This window comes from Phenylobacterium sp. Root700 (assembly GCF_001429025.1).
Lineage (GTDB): Bacteria > Pseudomonadota > Alphaproteobacteria > Caulobacterales > Caulobacteraceae > Phenylobacterium.
The window spans coordinates 191,970-210,666 of sequence record NZ_LMHT01000007.1 but is presented as its reverse complement, the minus strand read 5'-3'; the positions used below and the strand labels follow the sequence as shown (position 1 = coordinate 210,666).

Here is an 18,697-nt window from a genome sequence, read left to right as displayed (position 1 = left end):
GCGCCGTTTGATGGAGGAAATATTGTCCGAGGCCCTCGACGCTGTCGATGCCAAGATTCTGGACCTTATCCAGCATGACGCCGGACTGTCGGTCGCCGAGATCGCTGAACGGGTCGGTTTGTCCTCCAGCCCCTGCTGGCGGCGTATCAAGCGCCTCGAAGATTCCGGGATTATCCAACGCCGGGTGACCATTCTGGACCGCGACCTGCTGGGTCTCGGCTTCGAGGTCTATTGCACGGTCAAGCTTAGCCTGCCGACCAAGGACAATCTCGACGCCTTCGAAACGGCGATCACCAAGCTGCCCGAAGTCGTCCAGTGCGCGACCGTGACCGGCTCGGCCGACTACGAACTGCGCGTCGTCACCCGCGACATGCACGCCTTCGACGATTTCCTGCGCGAAAAGATCCTGTCGCTGGGCCTGGTTTCCAACATCGAGAGCCGCATCGTGATCCGCTCGGTGAAGCACACCACCGCCGCGCCGCTCGGCCTTGTCAGCCCCTATGTGAGCGCGCAAGGCTAGCCTCCATATTTGCTCCCTGCCCTTCAGGGAGCAAACGCGCGGAGGCGAAAAATGATCGACCTTGTCATCGACCAAAGGCGCAAGGACCTCGGCGGGTTCGAGGTCGGGCGCGTCCTGCCCTACGCCAAGCGGCGGATGATCGGGCCTTTCATCTTCTTCGACCGCATGGGCCCTGCCGACTTCCAGGCCGGGTTCGGCAAGGAGGTCGATGTCCGGCCCCACCCGCATATCGGGCTGTCGACCCTGTCCTATCTGTTCGACGGCGCCATGACCCACCGGGACTCGGTCGGGGTCACCCAACCCATCCTTCCGGGCGAGGTGAACTGGATGACCGCCGGGCGCGGCATCACCCACTCCGAACGCTTCGAGACCCTGCGCGAACATGGCGGGCGCATGGACGGCATCCAGACCTGGATCGCCCTGCCGGTGGAGGACGAGGAGATCGCCCCCTCGTTCAACCACTACGCCCCCGACGTGCTGCCGACCTATGAGGAAGGCGGCCTGTGGGCGCGCCTGATCGCCGGCGAGGCCTTTGGCGCCAAGTCGCCAGTGAAGACCCACTCGCCGATGTTCTATGTGCACTGGCATCTGAACGCCGGCGCCCAGGCCGATCTGCCGGCCGAGTATCCCGAACGCGCCGCCTATGTGGCGAAGGGCGTGGTCGAGGTGGACGGCCATCAGTACCACGAGGGCCAGATGATGGTCTTCCTGCCCGGCCAGGCGGTGCTGTTCACGGCGATCACCGACGCCGTGGTCATGCTGCTGGGCGGCGAGCCGATCGGCCCGCGCCTGATCGACTGGAACTTCGTCGCCTCGACCAAGGAGCGGCTGGAGCAGGCCAAGGCCGACTGGCGGGCCGGGCGCATGAAGCTGCCCGACGCCGACGACCAGGAGTTCATCCCGCTGCCGGAGCCCTCGCCGCCCGCCAATCCGATGTCGTGAGCCCACGTCACTGACCCTGTGATCAAAGGTCGTGTGACGGAGCGCGCCGCCAAGCCTAGCCTTCCTTGTTGAGACCAGGGGACAGGCATGACCAACGAGGCCCAGAGCCGCTTCCGGCCGGCCGCGCCGGCGCGCGAGGACCGCCTGCGGCCGATCTGGCGGCTGTTCTTCGGCGAGATGTCGCGGAACGCTCTGGTCGGCTGGCCGAAGTTCGCCTTCGAACGTGATTACTGGTTTCGCAGGGTGATCACCCTGCGCACGCATCTGATCAGCGATCCCGAGGCCATCGGCCGGGTCCTGCTGGACAACGCCGCCAACTATCCGAAACCGCCGCTGGTCAAGCGCATGCTCAGAAACCTGACCGGCGAGGGCCTGCTGACCAGCGACGGCGAACCCTGGCGCGAGCAACGCCGGTTGATGGCCCCGGTCTTCACCCCCGGCGCCGTGGCGCACTTCATGCCGCTGTTCGTGGAGGCCGCGAAGGCCACCGCCGATCGCTGGACGCCGGGACGGATCGACGTCGCCGCCGAGACCACCCGGACCACGGCGCAGGTCATCAGCCGCGCGCTATTTTCCGACGAGCCCTCCCTGACCTCGGCGCAGGCCTCCGAGCACATGCACGCAGCGCTGGCCGCCGTCGGGGAATACCGGCTAGGCGTCCTGATCGGCATGCCCTGGCTGGATCGCTCGCCCATCGCGCGCCGCGGCGAGATCGGCCGCAAATTCATCCTGGCCAGGCTGACTGAGTTCGTCGCCCGGCGGCAGGCCGACCCCGATCCGCCGCTCGACTTCATGACCCGGCTGCTGCAGGCGTTCGGCGAGGGCAGGTCCCCGGCCGCGGCGGCCAAGCTGGCGCTCGACAATGCCGTGACCTTCTACATCGCCGGCCACGAGACCACCGCCAACGCGCTCGCCTGGAGCCTCTACCTGATGAGCCAGGACCAAGCGGTGCAGGACCGCGCCGCCGCCGAGGCCCGTGCCGCGTTCGCCGCCGGCGGCGGCCCCGAGGAGGTGGTCGCTCGCCTGCCCTATCTGCGGATGGTGCTGGAAGAGGCGATGCGCCTCTATCCGCCCGTCGTGCGCATCGACCGGGTGGCGCTGGCCGAGGACGAACTCTGCGGCCACCGCATCCGCAAGGGCGACATGGTCAGCATCCGGCCCTGGGTGCTCCACCGCCATACCCGCCTATGGGAAGAGCCCGACCTGTTTAATCCAGAAAACTTCAGCCCGCAGGCCAAGGCGGGCCGTAACCGCTTCCAGTACCTGCCATTCGGCGCGGGTCCGCGGGTCTGCATCGGCGCCCAGTTCGCCCAGGCCGAGGCCGCGCTGATCCTCAGCTGCTGGCTGGCCAGGTTCCAGTTTGCGCCCGTCCTCGATCACGAGGTGTTCCCGACGGCCGATGTCGCGATCCGGCCGCGCGGCGGCCTGCCGTTGATGGTGAGCCTGCGAGAAACCGACTTGATCGCCGCTGCGTAAAGCAGGCGATATGCCGCCCAAACAGAAGTCCTGGGAGGACGGCATGAAACTCTATTCTTCGGTGGGCCCCAATCCGGCGGTCGTGACCATGTTCCTGGCCGAAAAGGGCGTGGAGCTTCCGACCCAGAAGGTCGATCTGGTCGGCGGCGAGAACCGCCAGCCGGGCTATGTCGCCAAGAACCCGGCCGGCCAACTGCCCTGCCTGGAACTCGACGACGGGACCGTGCTCGCCGAGATCACCGCCATCTGCGAATACCTGGACGAAAAATACCCGACCCCGCCGTTGATCGGCACGACGCCGGAAGAACGCGCCGAGACGCGCATGTGGGTGCGCCGCCTCGACCTCAACATCTGCGAACCCCTGACCAGCGGCTTCCGCTACGCCGAGGGCCTGCCGCTGTTCCAGAGCCGCATGCGCACCATCCCGCACGCCGCGAGCGACCTGAAGGAAATCGCCAAGGAAAAGCTGGCCTGGTTGGACGGCCTGATGGCCGGCAAGACCTGGATCGCCGGCGAGCGCTTCACCCTGGCCGACATCATGCTGTTCTGCTTCATCCAGTTCGGCGCCACGGTCGGGCAAGCCCTGGACCCCGACAACAAGAACCTCGCCGCCTGGCAGGACCGCGTGAAGGCCCGCGTCGCCGAGAAGGCGTCGGCCTGAGTTCTTCTTTCCTCCCCCGCTACGCAGGGGAGGAAAAGGACGCAGCCACAGCTCCTACGTTTCCTGCGCGCTGAGCGCCTTGCGGGTCTGTTCCCAGTACTGGGCGCCGGTGATCAGCGTCACCAGGGTGGCGAGCCACATCAGCGTATGGGCGATGAAGGTCGCCGGTTCCTGCACCGCCGGGTCGGCCGGCAGGTTGAACGCGCCCCAGGACGCCACCAGCAGCTCGGCCGCCAGGGCGGTCAGCTGCAGCGTGGTCTTCCACTTGGCGAGCAGGGTGACCGGCAGCTTCACGCCGCGGCCCGCGCCCACTTCGCGCAGGGCGCTGACAGTGAATTCCCGGAACAGCATCAGGCCGGCCGGCAGCACCACCATCGGCTGGCCGCCCATCGCCAGCAGGCCAAGGATCGCGCCGCAGACCAGCACCTTGTCGCCGATCGGGTCGAGGATCGCGCCCCAGACGGTGACGGCGTCCAACTTGCGCGCCAACCAACCGTCGAAGAAGTCGGTCACCGCGGCGATCACGAAGGACCAGAAGGCCCAGCGCTGCAGGGAAAACTGCATTTCCGAAGTCAACCGCTCGCTGACATAGGGTATCGCGCCCGAGGCCGCGGCCAGGGCCACGAAGACGAACAGCGTCAGGACCAGCCGCAGCGAGGTCAGGATATTGGGTAGAGCTTTCATGGCGGTCCTAACGCGCGGATGAGCCTTCAGGTGGCCGGCGTCAGCTCCACCTTCTTCGATTGCTTGCCATAGACGCAGATTCGCTTGTCGGTGCCTTCACGAAGCACAGCGACGCCATAGGCCTCAGTGCCGAGCGGGTGCACAATCACCTCCGGCGTCTTCATGCCCTGGGCCTGCGCGGCGGCCAGACACTTGGCGCGAACGTCGGCCTGGAACGCGGCCCAGGCGTCCGGCGAACTGGCGTGACCGATGGCCGGGGTCAGCACGGCGAGGGCGGCGAAGGTGAGAACAAGGCGGGACATCGGCGTCTCCTGTGAAGCGTCAGCCCGGACTCTAGCCCGCGCTCAACTTTTGCGGAAGAAATCGAAAATCCGCTGGGCCAGGGCCTCGCTCACCCCATCCACCTTGGCCAAATCGTCCGCCGAGGCCCGCGAGACGCCGCGCGCCGAACCATAGGCATGCAGCAGGGCGCGCTTGCGCCCCGGACCGACGCCCTCGATCTCGTCCAGCGGGTTCTTCTTGATGTCCATGGAGCGCCGGGTGCGGTGGCTGCCGTTGGCGAAACGGTGCGCCTCGTCGCGCAGGCGCTGCAGGTAGTAGAGCACCGGCGATTTCGGCTCGAGCATGAACGGCGTCTTGCCGGGGATAAAGAACCTTTCCAGCCCAGCGTCGCGATCCGGCCCCTTGGCGACCCCCACCACATCGATGTCGTCGACGCCCAGGTCCTCCAGGACCTCCATCACCGCCGCGAGTTGACCCGCGCCGCCGTCGACCAGCACCAGGTCGGGGCGCACGGCGACTTCGCCGGCCTCCTCGTCCTTGACCATGCGCGAGAAGCGGCGACGCATCACCTCCTTCATCATGCCGTAGTCGTCGCCGGGGGTGAGCTCGGTCCCCTTGATGTTGAACTTGCGATACTGGCTCTTCTGGAAGCCGTCAGGCCCGGCCACGATCATGCCGCCGACCGCATTGGTCCCCGAGATGTGGGCGTTATCGTAGACCTCGATCCGCTCGGGCGGCGCGTCCATGCCGAAGGCCTCGCAAACCCCGGCCAGCAGCTTGGTCTGGGCCGAGCTCTCCGACATCTTGCGGCCCAGCGCCTCGCGGGCGTTGGTCAGGGCGTGATCGACCAACTGGGCCTTCTCGCCGCGCTTGGGCTGGTTGATCTCGACCTTCCGCCCGGCCTTCAGACCAAAGGCCTCTGTCAGCAGCGCGGCCTCCGAGGGCTCCACATTGGTCAGGATCACCTTGGGGATCGGCTTGTCGTCGTAGAACTGCCCCAGGAAGGCGCTCATGACGTCGGGGTCTTCGTCGCTCTTGTCGACCCGGGGGAAGTAGGCGCGGTTGCCCCAGTTCTGACCCGCCCGGAAGAAGAACACCTGCACGCAGGCTTGGCCGCCCTCGGCGTGCAGGGCGAAGACGTCGGCCTCCTCCAGGGTCTCGGGATTGATCTGCTGTTCCTGGGCGACCGAGGCCAGCGCCCGGATACGGTCACGGATCCGGGCGGCGCGCTCGAACTCCATCTCGTCGGAGGCGGCCTGCATCTCCTGCGACATGCGCTCCATCACCACCCGGCTCTTGCCGCGCAGGAAGGCCTCGGCCTGATCGACCAGACCGCCATAGTCCTCCAGGCTGATCAGGCCGGTGCAGGGCGCGGCGCAGCGCTTGATCTGGTGCAGCATGCAGGGGCGGGTTCGGCTCTCGTAGACGCTGTCCGAACACGACCGCAGCAGGAACGCCTTCTGCAACGTATTCAGCGTCTTGGTCACCGAGTGGGCCGAGGCGAAGGGCCCGAAATAGTCGCCCTTGATCGTGTGCGCGCCGCGATGCTTGCGCAGCTGCGCGGCCGGGTGCTCGCGGCGGATGACGATCTCGGGGAAGCTCTTGTCGTCGCGCAACAGCACGTTGAAGCGCGGCTTCAGCTGCTTGATCAGGTTGATCTCGAGCAGCAGGGCGTCGGTCTCGGTGCGGACCGTGACGAACTCCATCGACCGCGTCAGGTCGACCATCAGCGCGATGCGCTGGGTGTGGAACCGGCCCTGCGCATATTGCAGGACGCGCTTCTTCAGGCTGCGGGCCTTGCCGACATAGAGGACCTCGCCATCCTCGCCCATCATCCGATAGACGCCGGGCGCATCGGGCAGGCGGCGGACTTCGTCCTTGATCAGGGCCGCGCCCTGGAGGGGAGCCTGGGTGGTCACGTCGGTCGGCATCTCGGCAATATAGGCGAGTCCGCGCCCAAGCGTAGGCGGCGTGTCCTACAGCTTCACGCCTCCTGCCATGATCTTGGCGAAACCGGGCTTGGTGAGCTTCACATAGCCCTTGGCGCCGTCCTTGTAGAACACCGCGCCCTTGATGGTCGTAGGATCGAAGCCGTCGGCGACCAGGTCGATCTTGCGGTACTTGAAGGTGCCCGTGGTCTCGATGGCCGGCAGGATGCGAACGAAGACCGGCTGGGCGTAGGGCGGCAGGTCGCGGGCGACGATCTCCCCGAACGCCTTGATGTCGAACTGGCTGTCGACGACCACGCCCGCCATCCCCGCCCGGCCGTCCGCGCCCTCGACCTCGACGCCATAGACATTGGCCTCGACCACGCCCGGAATGGCCTGCAGCTGTTCAGCCACCTCGCCGGTGGAGACGTTCTCGCCCTTCCAGCGGAAGGTGTCGCCGATCCGGTCGACGAAATAGAAATAGCCGTCGGCGTCGGTCTTCATCAGGTCGCCGGAGCGGAACCAGGCGTCGCCCTTCTCGAACACGTCGCGCAGGATCTTCCTGTCCGAGGCGGCCTTGTCGACATAGCCGGTGTATTCGCTGCGCGCGTCGTGGCCGATCTTGCCGATGCACTCGCCGATCTGGCCAGGGCCGCATTCGATGCACAGGCCGTTCAGTGCGCGGATCGGCTCTTCCTTCTCCACGTCGAACTGCACCAGCCGGTAGTTCACCTTCTCGCGCAGCCACTTCGGCGAGCGCCCGATGGCGCCCACCCGGCCGTCGAAGTTGAACATCGAGATGTTGCCCTCGGTTGAGCCGTAGAACTCCAGGATGTCAGGGATGCGGAACCGGCGCTTCATCTCGGCCCAGACATCGGCGCGCAGGCCGTTGCCGAAGGCCAGCCGGACCTTGTGGCGGCCCTCGTCCTCGGTCTCGGGATGATTGATCAGATAGCGGCAGAGCTCGCCGATATAGACGAACATGGTGCAGTTCTCGGCGACCACGTCCTCCCAGAAGTGGGTGGCGGAGAACTTCTTCTTCACCACCACCGAACCGCCGTTCAGCAGGGCCGCGCCCAAGGCGCAGAGGCCGCCGGTGGCGTGATAGAGCGGCAGGGCCACATAGATGCGGTCCTTGTCGGTCGCCCCGGTCGAGCCGGCGAAACCGCGCATATAGAGCTGGGCGCGCACATGGGTGACCCGCGCGGCCTTGGGCAGGCCGGTGGTGCCGCTGGTGAAGATCAGCAGGGCGGTGTCCTTGGCGACCATCCCCTCGCGGACGCTGCGGTCGGGGGGGAGCTGGCTGCAGCTCTTCAGAGCCTGGGTCAGGTCACGCTGATCGCCGTGCGCCTGTCCCAACACCCATTGCTGCAAGGGCCGATCGAGCTGCGCCTTGGCCAGTTCGAACACCGGCGAGGTCTCGCTGTCGACGATCACATGCGCCGCGCCGGAGATGTTCAGGCAGTGGGCCAGCGGCAGACCCGCGAGCTGGTTGTTGATCAGGGCGGTGACCACCCCGACCTTCGACAGGCCATACCAGATGGGGAAATATTCCAGCCGGTTGGGCATGAACAACGCCACCGTCTGGCCGCGTCGCAGGCCGATCCCCTTGGCCCAATGAGCGTAGCGGTTGGCGACCGCGTCCATCTCGCCATAGGTCAGCGTCTTATGTTCGAAGGTCAGCGCCGGGTTGTCGCGCCATTCTTCGACCGCATCCTGGAGATCGTCGCACAGCAGGTTGTTCGAGGTCGGCGCGATCGACTTCACGCGCTTCAGAGTGCGATTGAGCCCGCGTATGAAACGCCAGTCACGCTCTAGCTGGGCCCTGATACGCATACATTCCCTCCGACGCAGGGCCACCTTGGCGGCGGCCGCCCGGACGGGTCAAGCGGGGCTATGAACACAGGACGTCGCACACGCGTCAGGCGAAGCCGACCGTGGCGCCGAGGACTCAGTGCGCGGCGCGAAAGCCCCGCCTAGGATGGCGCCATGCTGCCCACCGCGATTCTGTTCGACCTCGACGAAACCATCATCTCCTTCGGTTCGCGCCGCCTGATCCTGCAGGCCGTGGCCGAGGAATTCGCGGGCGTCTTCGCTCCGGTGACGCCGGAGGAAGCCGGCCAGTCGCTGGAGACCACCTTCCGCGCCTTCTGGGCCGACGAGATCCGCGCCGAACACTGGCGCAAGAACCTGGCCGAGGGCCGCAAACTGGCCGTGGCCACCGCCTTCGAGACCCTGGCCGATCGCGCGCCAGGCCTGACCCCGGCCTTCGCGGCCACATTCGGCGAACGCTTCCACATCTATCGCGAGGAGCAGGCCAAGTTCTTCCCCGGTGCCCTGGAGACCATCGAGGAGTTGAAGCACCGGGGCGTGAAGCTCGCCCTGGTCACCAACGGCGCGGCCGCGCCGCAGCGCGCCAAGGTCGAGCGCTTCGACCTCGCCCGGCTCTTCGATCATGTGCAGATCGAGGGCGAGGCCGGGTTCGGCAAACCGCAGGAACAGGCCTATCTGCACGCCATGCAGGTTCTGGGCGTCACCCCCGATGAGACCTGGATGGTCGGCGACAATCTGGAGTGGGAGGTGACGGCTCCGCAGCGCCTGGGCATCTACGCCGTCTGGCACGACCATCTGGGCGAAGGCTTGCCGCCGGGCAGCCTGGTGAGGCCTGACCGGATCGTCCGTTCGATCGCCGAACTGCTGGATTAGCCGGGCGCGAAATGCGGCCAGTTGATGGCGACACTTAGAATATTGCGGCGACATTCTGCGCGAAATTGTCAGAATAAATCAGACAAATTCCGGGTCATTGAAAGCAAATTGACGATTAAAAGCGTTAGTTTTCAAGGAATGATCAAGAAACATCGCTGTCTGATTTTCAGATATCGGAACATGTGAACACCCACATCGTTCTTACACCGACCAATAATTTTGGGAGGTGTATGATGTCTACCGAATACCGACCCCTTTCTAGATCTGCTTTTACCGCTGACGATTTCGCGCGGAATGAAGAGGCCTTCGACGCGCCTCGAGAGCAGACGCTTCACGCCGACGAGGCGCTTATCCACGCCGAAGAGCAGCCGATGTTCGCCGGCACGCCGATCTACGCCCGAACCACGCGAAAGAAGACCGCAACCGTATGACGCCCGCCTTGATGATCGGCGTGCCCGCCGTCGTCCTGCTGGCCGGCGTCACCTATTTCGCCATGCAGCCGCGCCAGACGATCATGGCCGACCCTATTCCGGCGACCGCTGTGATCGAGGCTCCGGTGACAAAACCGGCGGCTCCGGTGGCCGCTGAACTGGCGGCGGCCCAGACTCCGCAGCCGACGACGCCCGAAGCCGTCGTGGCGACGAGGCCCGCGGCTCGGGCGGCGCCTCCGGTCCGGGTGGCCGCGGCCCGTCCGGCGCCCGCCGCACAGGCGGCCTCCGGCTTCGCCGCCGACGCCAGCGCGACGCTGCCAAGCGCGCCGGTCCCCTATTCGGCGCTCGGCCAGACCTCGGCCCCTGCTCCGGCGGCGATTGTAGCTCCGCCGCCCGTGGCGGCTCCTGCTGAGGCCGCGTCAGCCCCGGCCGAACAGACGCCGGCGCCTGTGGTCTCGGAGCCTGCCGTAATACCGCCGACGGAAACGCCGGAGACGATCACGCCCTAACTAGGCAAATCGCCCTCAAGGAAAGCGGTCGCGGCGACGCGGCCGCTTTTTTGTGGATGAAGCTCGGCCACACCGTCCCTTAACCACCTTCGATCAGTGTCGAACCTCAGAGTTTGCCGGTCGGGACCAGGGAATGCGGCGGGAGTCTGAGTTTCGATTGCTCGCACCGCTGATTGGGCTCGCCCTCGGCGCGATGGCCGTTTTCGTGGGCTGTTTGCTGATCTGGGCCCATCAGGTCGATCACGACGTCCGCAAGCAGGAAGAAGACCTCGTTCGACGCGGCCTGCTGGCCAGCATCCACGAGATCGAACGTTCCATCCTGCCGGAGACGACCTGGGATGAGGCGGTCGTCAACCTGGACAATCGGTTCAAGCCCGCCTGGGCGGCCGCCAATCTGAACGACTATCTCGCCCAGAACATCGACTTCGAGCAGCTCTTCGTCCTCGACGGCGACAATCGCCCGATCTACGCCCGCCGGCGCCAGACGACCGTGGCGCCCGCCGAATTTCGGCATTTCAGCGGCGCCGAACGCCTGATCGCCGCCGTGCGCCACGCCGAGGCCGAACGCGGCCCCATCGCCCTACGCCGCGCAGGCCCCAAGACCCTGGTGTCACACCCGATCCAGGCCAGCGATTTCATCCTGCACGAGGACGGGGTCTATCTGGTCTCGGTGACCCTGGTTCAGCCGGACCTGGCCACCGCCGTGCCGAAGGGGCCATACGCGCCGCTGGTCGTCGCGGCGCTGAGGATGAACGGCCAATCGCTCGGCCGCCTGCAGGAGCGCTTCCAACTCGCTGACCTGAAGGCCAGCCGCGGCGAAACCCGCGCAGCCCAGGGCGACGCACGGGTCGCGCTGCCTATCGTCGGCAGCGACCGGCCCCTGGTGCTGAGCTGGACCCCGCACAAGCCCGGCGCGGAACTCGCTCGCGCCGCCGCCCTGCCCATCGCCCTGGTGTTGCTGGTGTTTGGGATTGTCGGCTTCGTCATGATCGTCAGGATCCGGCGCACCGCGGCCCAGTTCATCGCCAATCACCGCAGCCAGAACGAGTTCCTGGCCAATATGAGCCATGAGATCCGCACGCCGCTGAACGGGGTCAACGCCATCGCCGCGGCGCTGGGGCGGACCGCGCTCTCCCCCACCCAGGCTGAAATGGTCGGCATCATCCAGGGCTCGGGCGAAACCCTGGAGCGCGTGCTGTCCGACGTGCTGGACCTCTCGAACATGGAGGTCGGCGTCGTCAGGGTCGAACATCAGCCCTTCCACCTCGGCGACATCATCCGGTCCGTGGCCGCCTTGGCCAGCGCGCGGGCCGAGGACAAGGCGCTGGACCTGATCATCGACGTCGATCCCGCCGCCGAGGCGGCCGTCACCGGCGACGCCGTGCGGGTCAAACAGATCCTGAACAACCTCGTCTCCAACGCGCTGAAGTTCACCAACGAAGGCTATGTCGCGATCGCCGTCCGCGCCGAGGGCCCTGGCCGTTGGCGGATCGACGTTCAGGACACCGGCGTCGGCTTCGACCCGGCCGACAAGGACCGGCTGTTCGGCCGCTTCCAGCAGGGCGACGGATCGACGACCCGGGCCTATGGCGGCGTCGGCCTGGGGCTGACGATCTGCAAGCAACTGGTCGACCTGATGGGGGGCGAGATCGCCGCCAACGGCGCCCCCGGTGAAGGCGCGACCTTCAGCGTTCGGCTGCCGCTGGCCCTGACCTCGGCGACGCCGCTGACGCGGCCTGACGCCGACGCCGACACCGCGCCCGACCGCCCCTTGCGCATCCTGCTGGCCGACGACCACCCGACCAACCGCAAGGTGGTGCAGGTGCTGTTCTCCGAATTCGACGTCGACCTGGTCTGCACCGAGAACGGCCAGGAGGCCTGCGAGGCCTTCGCCACCCAGCGCTTCGACCTGGTGCTGATGGACATGCAGATGCCGGTCATGGACGGGCTTGAGGCGGTCCGCGCCATTCGCGAACGCGAGCACCAGCGCGGGTTCACCCGCACCCCGATCGTGATGCTGACCGCCAACGCCTTGCCCGAACATCGTGACGCCAGCCTGGCGGCCGGCGCGGACCTGCACATGGCCAAGCCCATCGAGGCGGCCAAGCTGTTCGGCGTGCTGCAGAGCGTCGCCGAGCGACAGGCCGTGGCGGTCGCGGTCGCGGCCTGACGGCGACCGCATGCCACATTTCGGCGTCATCTGAATGCGGCTATTTCCCCGCCTGCACGCCGCAATCCAACGGATATTTTCATGCTGAAGCTGCTGTTTTCGAGCTGGGGCGCCGAGTGGGGCACCGCAGGCCTGGTGTTCTTCGTCAGCGCCGCCGTCGGCCGGTTCGCCGCCGAGGGCATGAACACGCTTCAATGGTGCGGCGCGATCACCGCGATCCTGGCCGCGATCACCGCGGCCGTCGCCGTGCGGGTCTGGAAGACGGAGCCCGCCGAGGCCAAGGTCCGCATCGACCGCGACTAGTCCTAGATCCTCCCCTGCTGGGGGAGGTGGCANCTGCGGCCTCGAAGAGTCCAAGTCCCCCTCAGTCAGCCATTCGGCTGACAGCTCCCCCAGCGGGGGAGCATCTACTCGGCGTAGACGTCGAGGCCCATGGCGGTCAGCAGCCGGTACTGCTGGTCGACCGAAACCTTCATCCCGTCCAGGCTGCCCAATTCGGAAAGGTTCAGACCGCTGACCTCGGCGCCGCGCAGATCGGCGCGCGCCAGCTTCAAGCCGACGGTCAGGGCGTGGAAGAACTCGCACTCCCGCAGGTCCGCGCCTTCCAGGTCCGCATCGACCAGCACCGCCTCGCGGAAGTTGGATCGGTTGAGATCGCAGTCGGGCAGCCGCACCTGGGTCAAGTCGGCCAGTTCCAGGTTGCAGCCCTTCAGCGCGGCGGAACACTTCACCACCTTGCGCCCGAACGCCCGGCCAAAGTCGGCCCGCACGAACGCCGCCCCGCGCAGATTGCAGGCCTCCATCTCGATCCCGTAGAGGGTCGAGCGCTCGAACCGGGCGAAGGAGAGGTCGCAGCGACGGAAGCGCCCCTCGTCCAGCCGGCAGAAGGCGAACTGAGCCCCGACATGGCCCTCGTCGTCGGTGAAGACGCAGTCCTCGAATTCCGCCTCACGCAGGTCGGCGTGGGCGAAGCGGCAGCGGATGAACCGGCAGCCTTTGAACCGCGCGCCCTGCAGGACGACGCCTGAGAACTGCGTATCCCGGATGGTGCAGTCGGTCAGTTCGAGGTCGAGCAGGTCGCGGTCGGTCCAATCGAATTCCGATAGATCGACACCCTTGAGATGCGCGCCGGCCTTCAGTTCGATCGTCGACATAAACTACCCTCCGCTCACCCCGACGAACGCCGGGGCCCAGGCCGAACATCCAATGCGCCTGCGTCGCAATCGGTCGCAACCGGCTCATCCCAGCTTTCGCCGGGATGAGCGGGTGTAGGAGGCCTAGTCCTTCGCGGCGGCGGGAACGTAGATCTCCCCGCCCTCGGCCCGGAACTTCTCGCTCATTTCCGCCATGCCCGCGGTCGCCACGTCGTTCTGCTTGGCGGCGCTGTCGCGGATTTCCTGGCTGATCTTCATCGAGCAGAACTTCGGTCCGCACATCGAGCAGAAGTGGGCGGTCTTGAACGCCTCCTTCGGCAGGCTCTCGTCGTGGTACTCGCGCGCGGTTTCCGGATCGAGGCCGAGATTGAACTGGTCCTCCCAGCGGAACTCGAACCGCGCGCGGCTGAGCGCGTCGTCCCACATGCGGGCGCCGGGATGCCCCTTGGCCAGGTCGGCGGCATGGGCGGCGATCTTGTAGGTGATCACCCCTTCCTTGACGTCCTCGCGGTCCGGCAGGCCCAGGTGTTCCTTCGGCGTGACGTAGCAAAGCATGGCGGTGCCGTACCAACCGATCATCGCCGCGCCGATGGCGCTGGTGATGTGGTCGTAGCCGGGCGCGATGTCGGTGGTTAGCGGGCCCAAGGTGTAGAAGGGGGCCTCGCCGCACATGGCCAGCTGCTTGTCCATGTTGGCCTTGATCTTGTGCATCGGCACGTGGCCGGGGCCCTCGATCATCACCTGGACGCCGTGCTTCCAGGCGATCGGGGTCAGCTCGCCCAGGGTCTCAAGTTCGGCGAACTGGGCCGCGTCATTGGCGTCGGCGATCGAGCCCGGCCGCAGGCCGTCACCCAGGCTGAACGACACGTCGTAGGCCCGCATGATCTCGCAGATGTCCTCGAAGTGCTCGTAGAGGAAGTTCTCCTTGTGGTGCGACAGGCACCACTTGGCCATGATCGAGCCGCCACGCGACACGATGCCGGTCACCCGCTTGGCGGTCAGCGGCACATAGGCCAGGCGCACGCCGGCGTGGATGGTGAAGTAGTCCACGCCCTGCTCGGCCTGCTCGATCAGGGTGTCGCGGAACACTTCCCAGTTCAGGTCTTCGGCCACGCCGTTGACCTTTTCCAGCGCCTGGTAGATCGGCACCGTGCCGATCGGCACGGGGCTGTTGCGGATGATCCAGTCGCGGATGTTGTGGATGTTGCGGCCGGTGCTGAGGTCCATGACCGTGTCGGCGCCCCAGCGGGTCGACCAGACCATCTTGTCGACCTCGTCGGCCACAGTCGACAGCACCGCCGAATTGCCGATGTTGGCGTTGATCTTGACCAGGAAGTTCCGGCCGATCGCCATCGGCTCCAGTTCGGTGTGGTTGATGTTGGCGGGGATGATCGCCCGGCCGCGAGCGATCTCGTCGCGCACGAACTCCGGGGTCACGAAGTCGGGGATCGAGGCCCCGAAATCCTCGCCGTCACGGATCGCGCCGTCGTTCTCCTGGCGGCGCAGGTTCTCGCGGATGGCGACGTATTCCATCTCCGGCGTGATGATCCCGCGGCGCGCGTACTCAAGCTGCGTCACCGCGCCGCCGGCCTTGGCGCGATAGACGCGGCGCGGCGCGTTGAACTGCGGGGCCAGGTGCTCGCCCTTGGCGAAGCCGTTGTCCTCGGGCTTCACCTCGCGGGGGTTCTCGACGATCTCGACGTCGCCGCGCGACACCACCCATGGCTCGCGGGTGCGGGCCAAGCCCTGGTCGATGTCGATCTTTACATTGGGGTCGGTATAGGGGCCGGACGGATCATAGATCGTCACCGGCGGCTCGCCCGCCGAGGGATGCACCGCCACCTCGCGGAACGGCACCCGGATGTCGGGCCACAGCACGCCCGGTTGATAGACCTTGCGCGAACCAGGACGTTCGCCGGTCGGAATGGCGTCTTTGATGGGCGTCTGGATGTTCACCGGCACGGCTCCTCTAGGCCAAAAGGCTACGCCGGCGAACGGGAATCCGGGCGCAGAACCGCACCCGAAACGCCTTCCCTTCGCCGGCATGACCCGGATCAGGTTCTACGGGTCGCGGGCTCGCCCGCCTCTCAGCCGCCTATGCGCGGCCCCCCGAGGACAAGCGCGACTCTTAGGCGGGAATGAACCAGATGAAAAGCGCCGCCATGCAGCCCCAATTTCGGCGATACTCGAAAATCTCAGGAGAACCGTCTGATGAAACGCCTGCTCATTATCGCGTCCGCCCTCACCCTGGCCGCCGGCGCCTCCAGCGCCCTCGCCGCCGACCAGACCAAGCCCGCCGCCAGTTCGCAGTGCTTCCGCATGAGCCAGATCAAGAACCACACCAAGGGCGACAACCAGACGCTCTATCTCAGCGTCCGGTCCAAGGACGTCTATCGCCTGGGCATGTCGGGCAACTGCCTGGCCGGGGCGAACTCCAGCGATCCCCTGGTCATGAAGACCGTCGGTGGGACCGACATCATCTGCCGGCCCCTCGACCTGGACCTGAAGATCAAGATGGGGCCGGGCGGACTGTCGCCCTGCATCATCAAGGACATCACCAAGCTGACCCCCGAGCAGATCGCCGCCCTGCCCCCGAAAGTGAAGCCCTAGACCACAGCCTGGGGCTCGCGACAGACCTTGGCCGCATGTTAGTCAGGCGGCCAAGGAGTCCTCTCGTATGCACCTCGCCAGATTTCCGCGCGCCCGGTTCGCGCACCTTCCGACCCCGCTAGAAGCCGCCCCGCGCCTGGGCGCCGAGATCGGCGTCCCCCGCCTGTTCATCAAGCGCGACGACTGCACCGGCCTGGCCGGCGGCGGCAACAAGACCCGCAAGCTGGAGTTCCTGCTCGGCGACGCCCTGGCTAAGGGCGCCGACACCCTGGTGACCCAGGGCGCAGTTCAATCGAACCATGTGCGCCAGACCGCCGCCGCGGCCGCCCGCCACGGCATGGCCTGCGAGATCATCCTGGAGGAGCGGACCGGCTCCAAGGCCGTCGACTACAACGGCTCAGGCAATGTGCTGCTCGACCGGCTGCTGGGCGCCTCGATCCGCAATGTCCCCGGCGGAACCGACATGAACGCCGAACTCGCCAAGACCGCCGAGGAGGTCCGCGCCCGCGGCGGCAAGCCCTATGTGATCCCCGGCGGCGGCTCCAACGCCATCGGCGCTCTGGGCTATGTGGACTGCGCCATCGAACTGGTCCGTCAGGCCGACGAACAGGGCCTGGTCATCGACCGCATCGTCACCGCCACCGGCAGCGCCGGAACCCATGCCGGCCTGGTCGCGGGCCTGGCGTTGATCGGCGCGAACATCCCGGTCCTGGGCATCGGCGTGCGCGCGCCAAAGGAAACCCAAGAAGCCAACGTCCACAAGTTGGCCCTCGAAACCGCCGCCCTGCTGGGTCACGAAGACCGCGTCACCCGCGAGATGACGCTCGCCAACTGTGATTATGTCGGCGCGGGCTACGGCCTGATCGACGAGGGCGTGATCGACGCCCTGAAACTGGCCGCCCGCACCGAGGGTCTGTTGTTCGATCCGGTCTATACCGGCAAGGCCGTGAAGGGCCTGATCGCGCTCGGCCGCGAGGGCGCCTTCAAGAACGAGACCGTGGTCTTCCTGCACACCGGCGGCGCGCAGGGCCTGTTCGGCTATCACGGCGAGATGGAAGGATCCCTGCGATGAGCCTCGTCCTGGGCGTTCTCGGCGGCATGGGACCGGCCGCCACCGTCGACTTCCTGGTCAAGCTCCAGGCCCTCACCCCGGCCGAGCGCGACCGCGACCACATCCGCACCATCGTCGACATCAATCCGCAGGTGCCCGACCGGACCGACCCGCTGGCCAAACCCGGCCCGGTGTTGGCCGAGATGGCCGGCGCGCTGCAAGGCGCCGGGGCCGAGGTGCTGGCCATCGCCTGCAACACCGCCCACGCCCATGCCGACCTGATCAGCCGCTCGTCCGGCCTGCCGTTGATTGACATGATCGCCACCGCCTCGGCCGCGGCCCGCGACACCGGCGCGCACCGGGCCGGGGTGCTGGGCACCCGGCCGGCGCTGAAGCTCTATCGCGAGTATCTCGCCGCCCAAGGCATGGGCCTGATCACGTTGGAGCCCGAGCGCCAGGAGGTGTTCATGGACCTGATCCAGCGTATCAAGAGCGGCGACGTCGGCCCCGCGGTCCGCGCCGAAATGGCCGCCCTGACCGTCGATCTGGCCGCGGCCGGCGCCGAGGCGATCATCGCCGGCTGCACCGAGGTTCCGCTGGTCATGAGCTCCGGCGACACCCGCCTGCCCTTCATCGACGCCGGCGAGGCCCTGGCGCGGCGTTGCGTGGCGGTGTGCCTGGGACTGGAGCCGGTTCCCGCGGCCTAGAGCCTTCCTGCCTTGAAGGTGTCGCAGGCGCCCGGATCGCCGGTCTGCACGCCGGTGCGGAACCAGCGCATCCGCTGCTCGCTGGAGCCGTGGGTGAAGGCGTCGGGCATGACCCGGCCCTGGGACTGCTTCTGGATCGCGTCGTCGCCGACCGCCGCGGCGGCGCGGATGCCGTCCTCGATATCGGCTGGATCGAGCGAGACCTGGCCATCGGACACGGCTGGCGCATGGGCGACCCAGACGCCGGCGTAGCAGTCGGCCTGGAGTTCCAGCCGCACGGCCGAACTGTCGGCCCCGCGCGAACCGCGCTCGACCTGGTTGGTCTGGCCGGTCAGGTGCTGGATGTGATGGCCGACCTCGTGGGCGATGACATAGGCCCGCGCAGCTTCGCCCTTGGCGCCGAAGCGGGTCTCCAACTCGCGCCAGAAGGCCAGGTCGAGATAGATCTTCTGGTCGGCGGGGCAATAGAACGGCCCCATGGCCGATTGCCCCATGCCGCAGCCGGTGCCGGTCGCCTGGTCGTAGATCACCACCGAGGCGGGCCGCCGATACTGCTGGCCGGCCTTGGCGAAGATCGGGGTCCAGACGTCGGTGGTCGACTGTTCGATGACGTCGACGAACTGCCCCCCCTCGTCGGTGGTCGAGCCGCGCACGCCGGCCTGTTGCTGGGTCTGCTGGCCGCCTGCGCCCTGCACGACCGACATGGTGGTCGAGGGATCGATGCCGAAGACGAAATAGCCGATCAGGGCCAGGACCACGCCGCCGACCCCGATGCCTCCGACGCCCGCGGCGCTAACGCCCCGCCGGTCTTCGATGTTGCCGCCCTTGCGGCCGCCCTGCCAACGCATGCCAGTCCCTCCTGAGGC

19 protein-coding genes and 1 riboswitch are annotated in these 18,697 nt (G+C 67.0%); of the genes, 12 read left to right on the top strand and 7 right to left on the bottom strand.

From position 1 onward, the window contains the following. Window positions 1-22 precede the first annotated feature (22 nt). From ASE02_RS03355 to ASE02_RS03340, 4 genes are all read left to right on the top strand, one after another. Complete coding sequence (locus tag ASE02_RS03355; protein ID WP_056731132.1) at window positions 23-520, top strand: Lrp/AsnC family transcriptional regulator; 498 nt, start codon at window positions 23-25, stop codon at window positions 518-520. A gap of 51 nt (window positions 521-571) precedes the next feature. Then, on the top strand, window positions 572-1,462 hold the full coding sequence (locus tag ASE02_RS03350; protein ID WP_056731130.1) for a pirin family protein: 891 nt from the start codon (window positions 572-574) through the stop codon (window positions 1,460-1,462). A gap of 87 nt (window positions 1,463-1,549) precedes the next feature. After that, entirely contained in the window at window positions 1,550-2,938 is a 1,389-nt protein-coding gene (locus ASE02_RS03345) for a cytochrome P450 (RefSeq protein ID WP_056731127.1), read from the top strand. 43 nt (window positions 2,939-2,981) lie between these two features. Beyond that, entirely contained in the window at window positions 2,982-3,599 is a 618-nt protein-coding gene (locus ASE02_RS03340) for a glutathione S-transferase family protein (protein WP_056731266.1), read from the top strand. A 54-nt stretch (window positions 3,600-3,653) separates the two neighbouring features. On the opposite strand, the gene pgsA is transcribed toward ASE02_RS03340, so the two are convergent. Genes pgsA through ASE02_RS03320 form a run of 4 tightly spaced genes read right to left on the bottom strand, consistent with a single transcriptional unit; the run spans window position 3,654 to window position 8,329 of the window. After that, window positions 3,654-4,283, bottom strand: coding sequence for a CDP-diacylglycerol--glycerol-3-phosphate 3-phosphatidyltransferase (pgsA, locus tag ASE02_RS03335; RefSeq protein WP_056731125.1), 630 nt, complete (start codon window positions 4,281-4,283; stop codon window positions 3,654-3,656). Between the two features lie 26 nt (window positions 4,284-4,309). Next, window positions 4,310-4,585 carry a hypothetical protein gene (locus ASE02_RS03330; protein ID WP_056731123.1) on the bottom strand — a complete coding sequence of 92 codons (276 nt, stop codon included), beginning with the start codon at window positions 4,583-4,585 and terminating at the stop codon, window positions 4,310-4,312. A 42-nt stretch (window positions 4,586-4,627) separates the two neighbouring features. Further along, window positions 4,628-6,496, bottom strand: coding sequence for an excinuclease ABC subunit UvrC (gene uvrC / locus ASE02_RS03325; protein WP_056731121.1), 1,869 nt, complete (start codon window positions 6,494-6,496; stop codon window positions 4,628-4,630). A 45-nt stretch (window positions 6,497-6,541) separates the two neighbouring features. After that, a complete protein-coding gene (locus tag ASE02_RS03320; protein WP_056731119.1) occupies window positions 6,542-8,329 on the bottom strand; it encodes a long-chain-acyl-CoA synthetase in 1,788 nt (595 codons plus the stop codon). A 153-nt stretch (window positions 8,330-8,482) separates the two neighbouring features. Here ASE02_RS03320 and ASE02_RS03315 point away from each other — a divergent pair, with 153 nt between their 5' ends. From ASE02_RS03315 to ASE02_RS03295, 5 genes are all read left to right on the top strand, one after another. Further along, window positions 8,483-9,199 carry an HAD family hydrolase gene (locus ASE02_RS03315; protein WP_056731117.1) on the top strand — a complete coding sequence of 239 codons (717 nt, stop codon included), beginning with the start codon at window positions 8,483-8,485 and terminating at the stop codon, window positions 9,197-9,199. A 233-nt stretch (window positions 9,200-9,432) separates the two neighbouring features. Then, a complete protein-coding gene (locus tag ASE02_RS03310; RefSeq protein ID WP_156405890.1) occupies window positions 9,433-9,630 on the top strand; it encodes a hypothetical protein in 198 nt (65 codons plus the stop codon). Beyond that, complete coding sequence (locus ASE02_RS03305) at window positions 9,627-10,139, top strand: hypothetical protein (RefSeq protein WP_056731114.1); 513 nt, start codon at window positions 9,627-9,629, stop codon at window positions 10,137-10,139. Before ASE02_RS03310 ends, ASE02_RS03305 begins: the two co-directional genes overlap by 4 nt. Window positions 10,140-10,332: 193 nt before the next feature. Further along, window positions 10,333-12,309, top strand: a complete 1,977-nt coding sequence (locus tag ASE02_RS03300; protein WP_056731112.1) for an ATP-binding protein — start codon at window positions 10,333-10,335, stop codon at window positions 12,307-12,309. An 81-nt stretch (window positions 12,310-12,390) separates the two neighbouring features. Beyond that, the gene (locus ASE02_RS03295; protein WP_056731110.1) at window positions 12,391-12,612 is read left to right on the top strand and encodes a hypothetical protein; all 222 of its coding nucleotides are present in this window, start codon (window positions 12,391-12,393) and stop codon (window positions 12,610-12,612) included. A 104-nt stretch (window positions 12,613-12,716) separates the two neighbouring features. Here ASE02_RS03295 and ASE02_RS03290 read toward each other — a convergent pair whose 3' ends face one another. Further along, window positions 12,717-13,463 carry a pentapeptide repeat-containing protein gene (locus ASE02_RS03290; RefSeq protein WP_200957599.1) on the bottom strand — a complete coding sequence of 249 codons (747 nt, stop codon included), beginning with the start codon at window positions 13,461-13,463 and terminating at the stop codon, window positions 12,717-12,719. A gap of 123 nt (window positions 13,464-13,586) precedes the next feature. After that, on the bottom strand, window positions 13,587-15,419 hold the full coding sequence (gene thiC / locus ASE02_RS03285; protein ID WP_056731109.1) for a phosphomethylpyrimidine synthase ThiC: 1,833 nt from the start codon (window positions 15,417-15,419) through the stop codon (window positions 13,587-13,589). Window positions 15,420-15,477: 58 nt separating this feature from the next. Then, window positions 15,478-15,585, bottom strand: a riboswitch (TPP riboswitch). An 89-nt stretch (window positions 15,586-15,674) separates the two neighbouring features. On the opposite strand from thiC, the gene ASE02_RS03280 reads away from it, so the two are divergent. The 3 genes from ASE02_RS03280 to ASE02_RS03270 all read left to right on the top strand — a co-directional run bounded on the left by ASE02_RS03280 (window position 15,675) and on the right by ASE02_RS03270 (window position 17,831). Then, window positions 15,675-16,073 carry a DUF6491 family protein gene (locus ASE02_RS03280; protein WP_056731107.1) on the top strand — a complete coding sequence of 133 codons (399 nt, stop codon included), beginning with the start codon at window positions 15,675-15,677 and terminating at the stop codon, window positions 16,071-16,073. A 67-nt stretch (window positions 16,074-16,140) separates the two neighbouring features. Then, window positions 16,141-17,145: a D-cysteine desulfhydrase gene (locus ASE02_RS03275; protein ID WP_056731104.1), complete on the top strand. Its 1,005-nt coding sequence runs from the start codon at window positions 16,141-16,143 to the stop codon at window positions 17,143-17,145. Further along, on the top strand, window positions 17,142-17,831 hold the full coding sequence (locus tag ASE02_RS03270; RefSeq protein WP_056731103.1) for an aspartate/glutamate racemase family protein: 690 nt from the start codon (window positions 17,142-17,144) through the stop codon (window positions 17,829-17,831). The genes ASE02_RS03275 and ASE02_RS03270 overlap by 4 nt, the downstream gene beginning before the upstream one ends. Here the strand turns inward: ASE02_RS03270 and ASE02_RS03265 are convergent. Beyond that, window positions 17,828-18,679, bottom strand: coding sequence for a neutral zinc metallopeptidase (locus tag ASE02_RS03265; RefSeq protein WP_056731101.1), 852 nt, complete (start codon window positions 18,677-18,679; stop codon window positions 17,828-17,830). The two genes, ASE02_RS03270 and ASE02_RS03265, sit on opposite strands and share 4 nt — an antisense overlap. Between the last annotated feature and the right edge of the window lie 18 nt (window positions 18,680-18,697).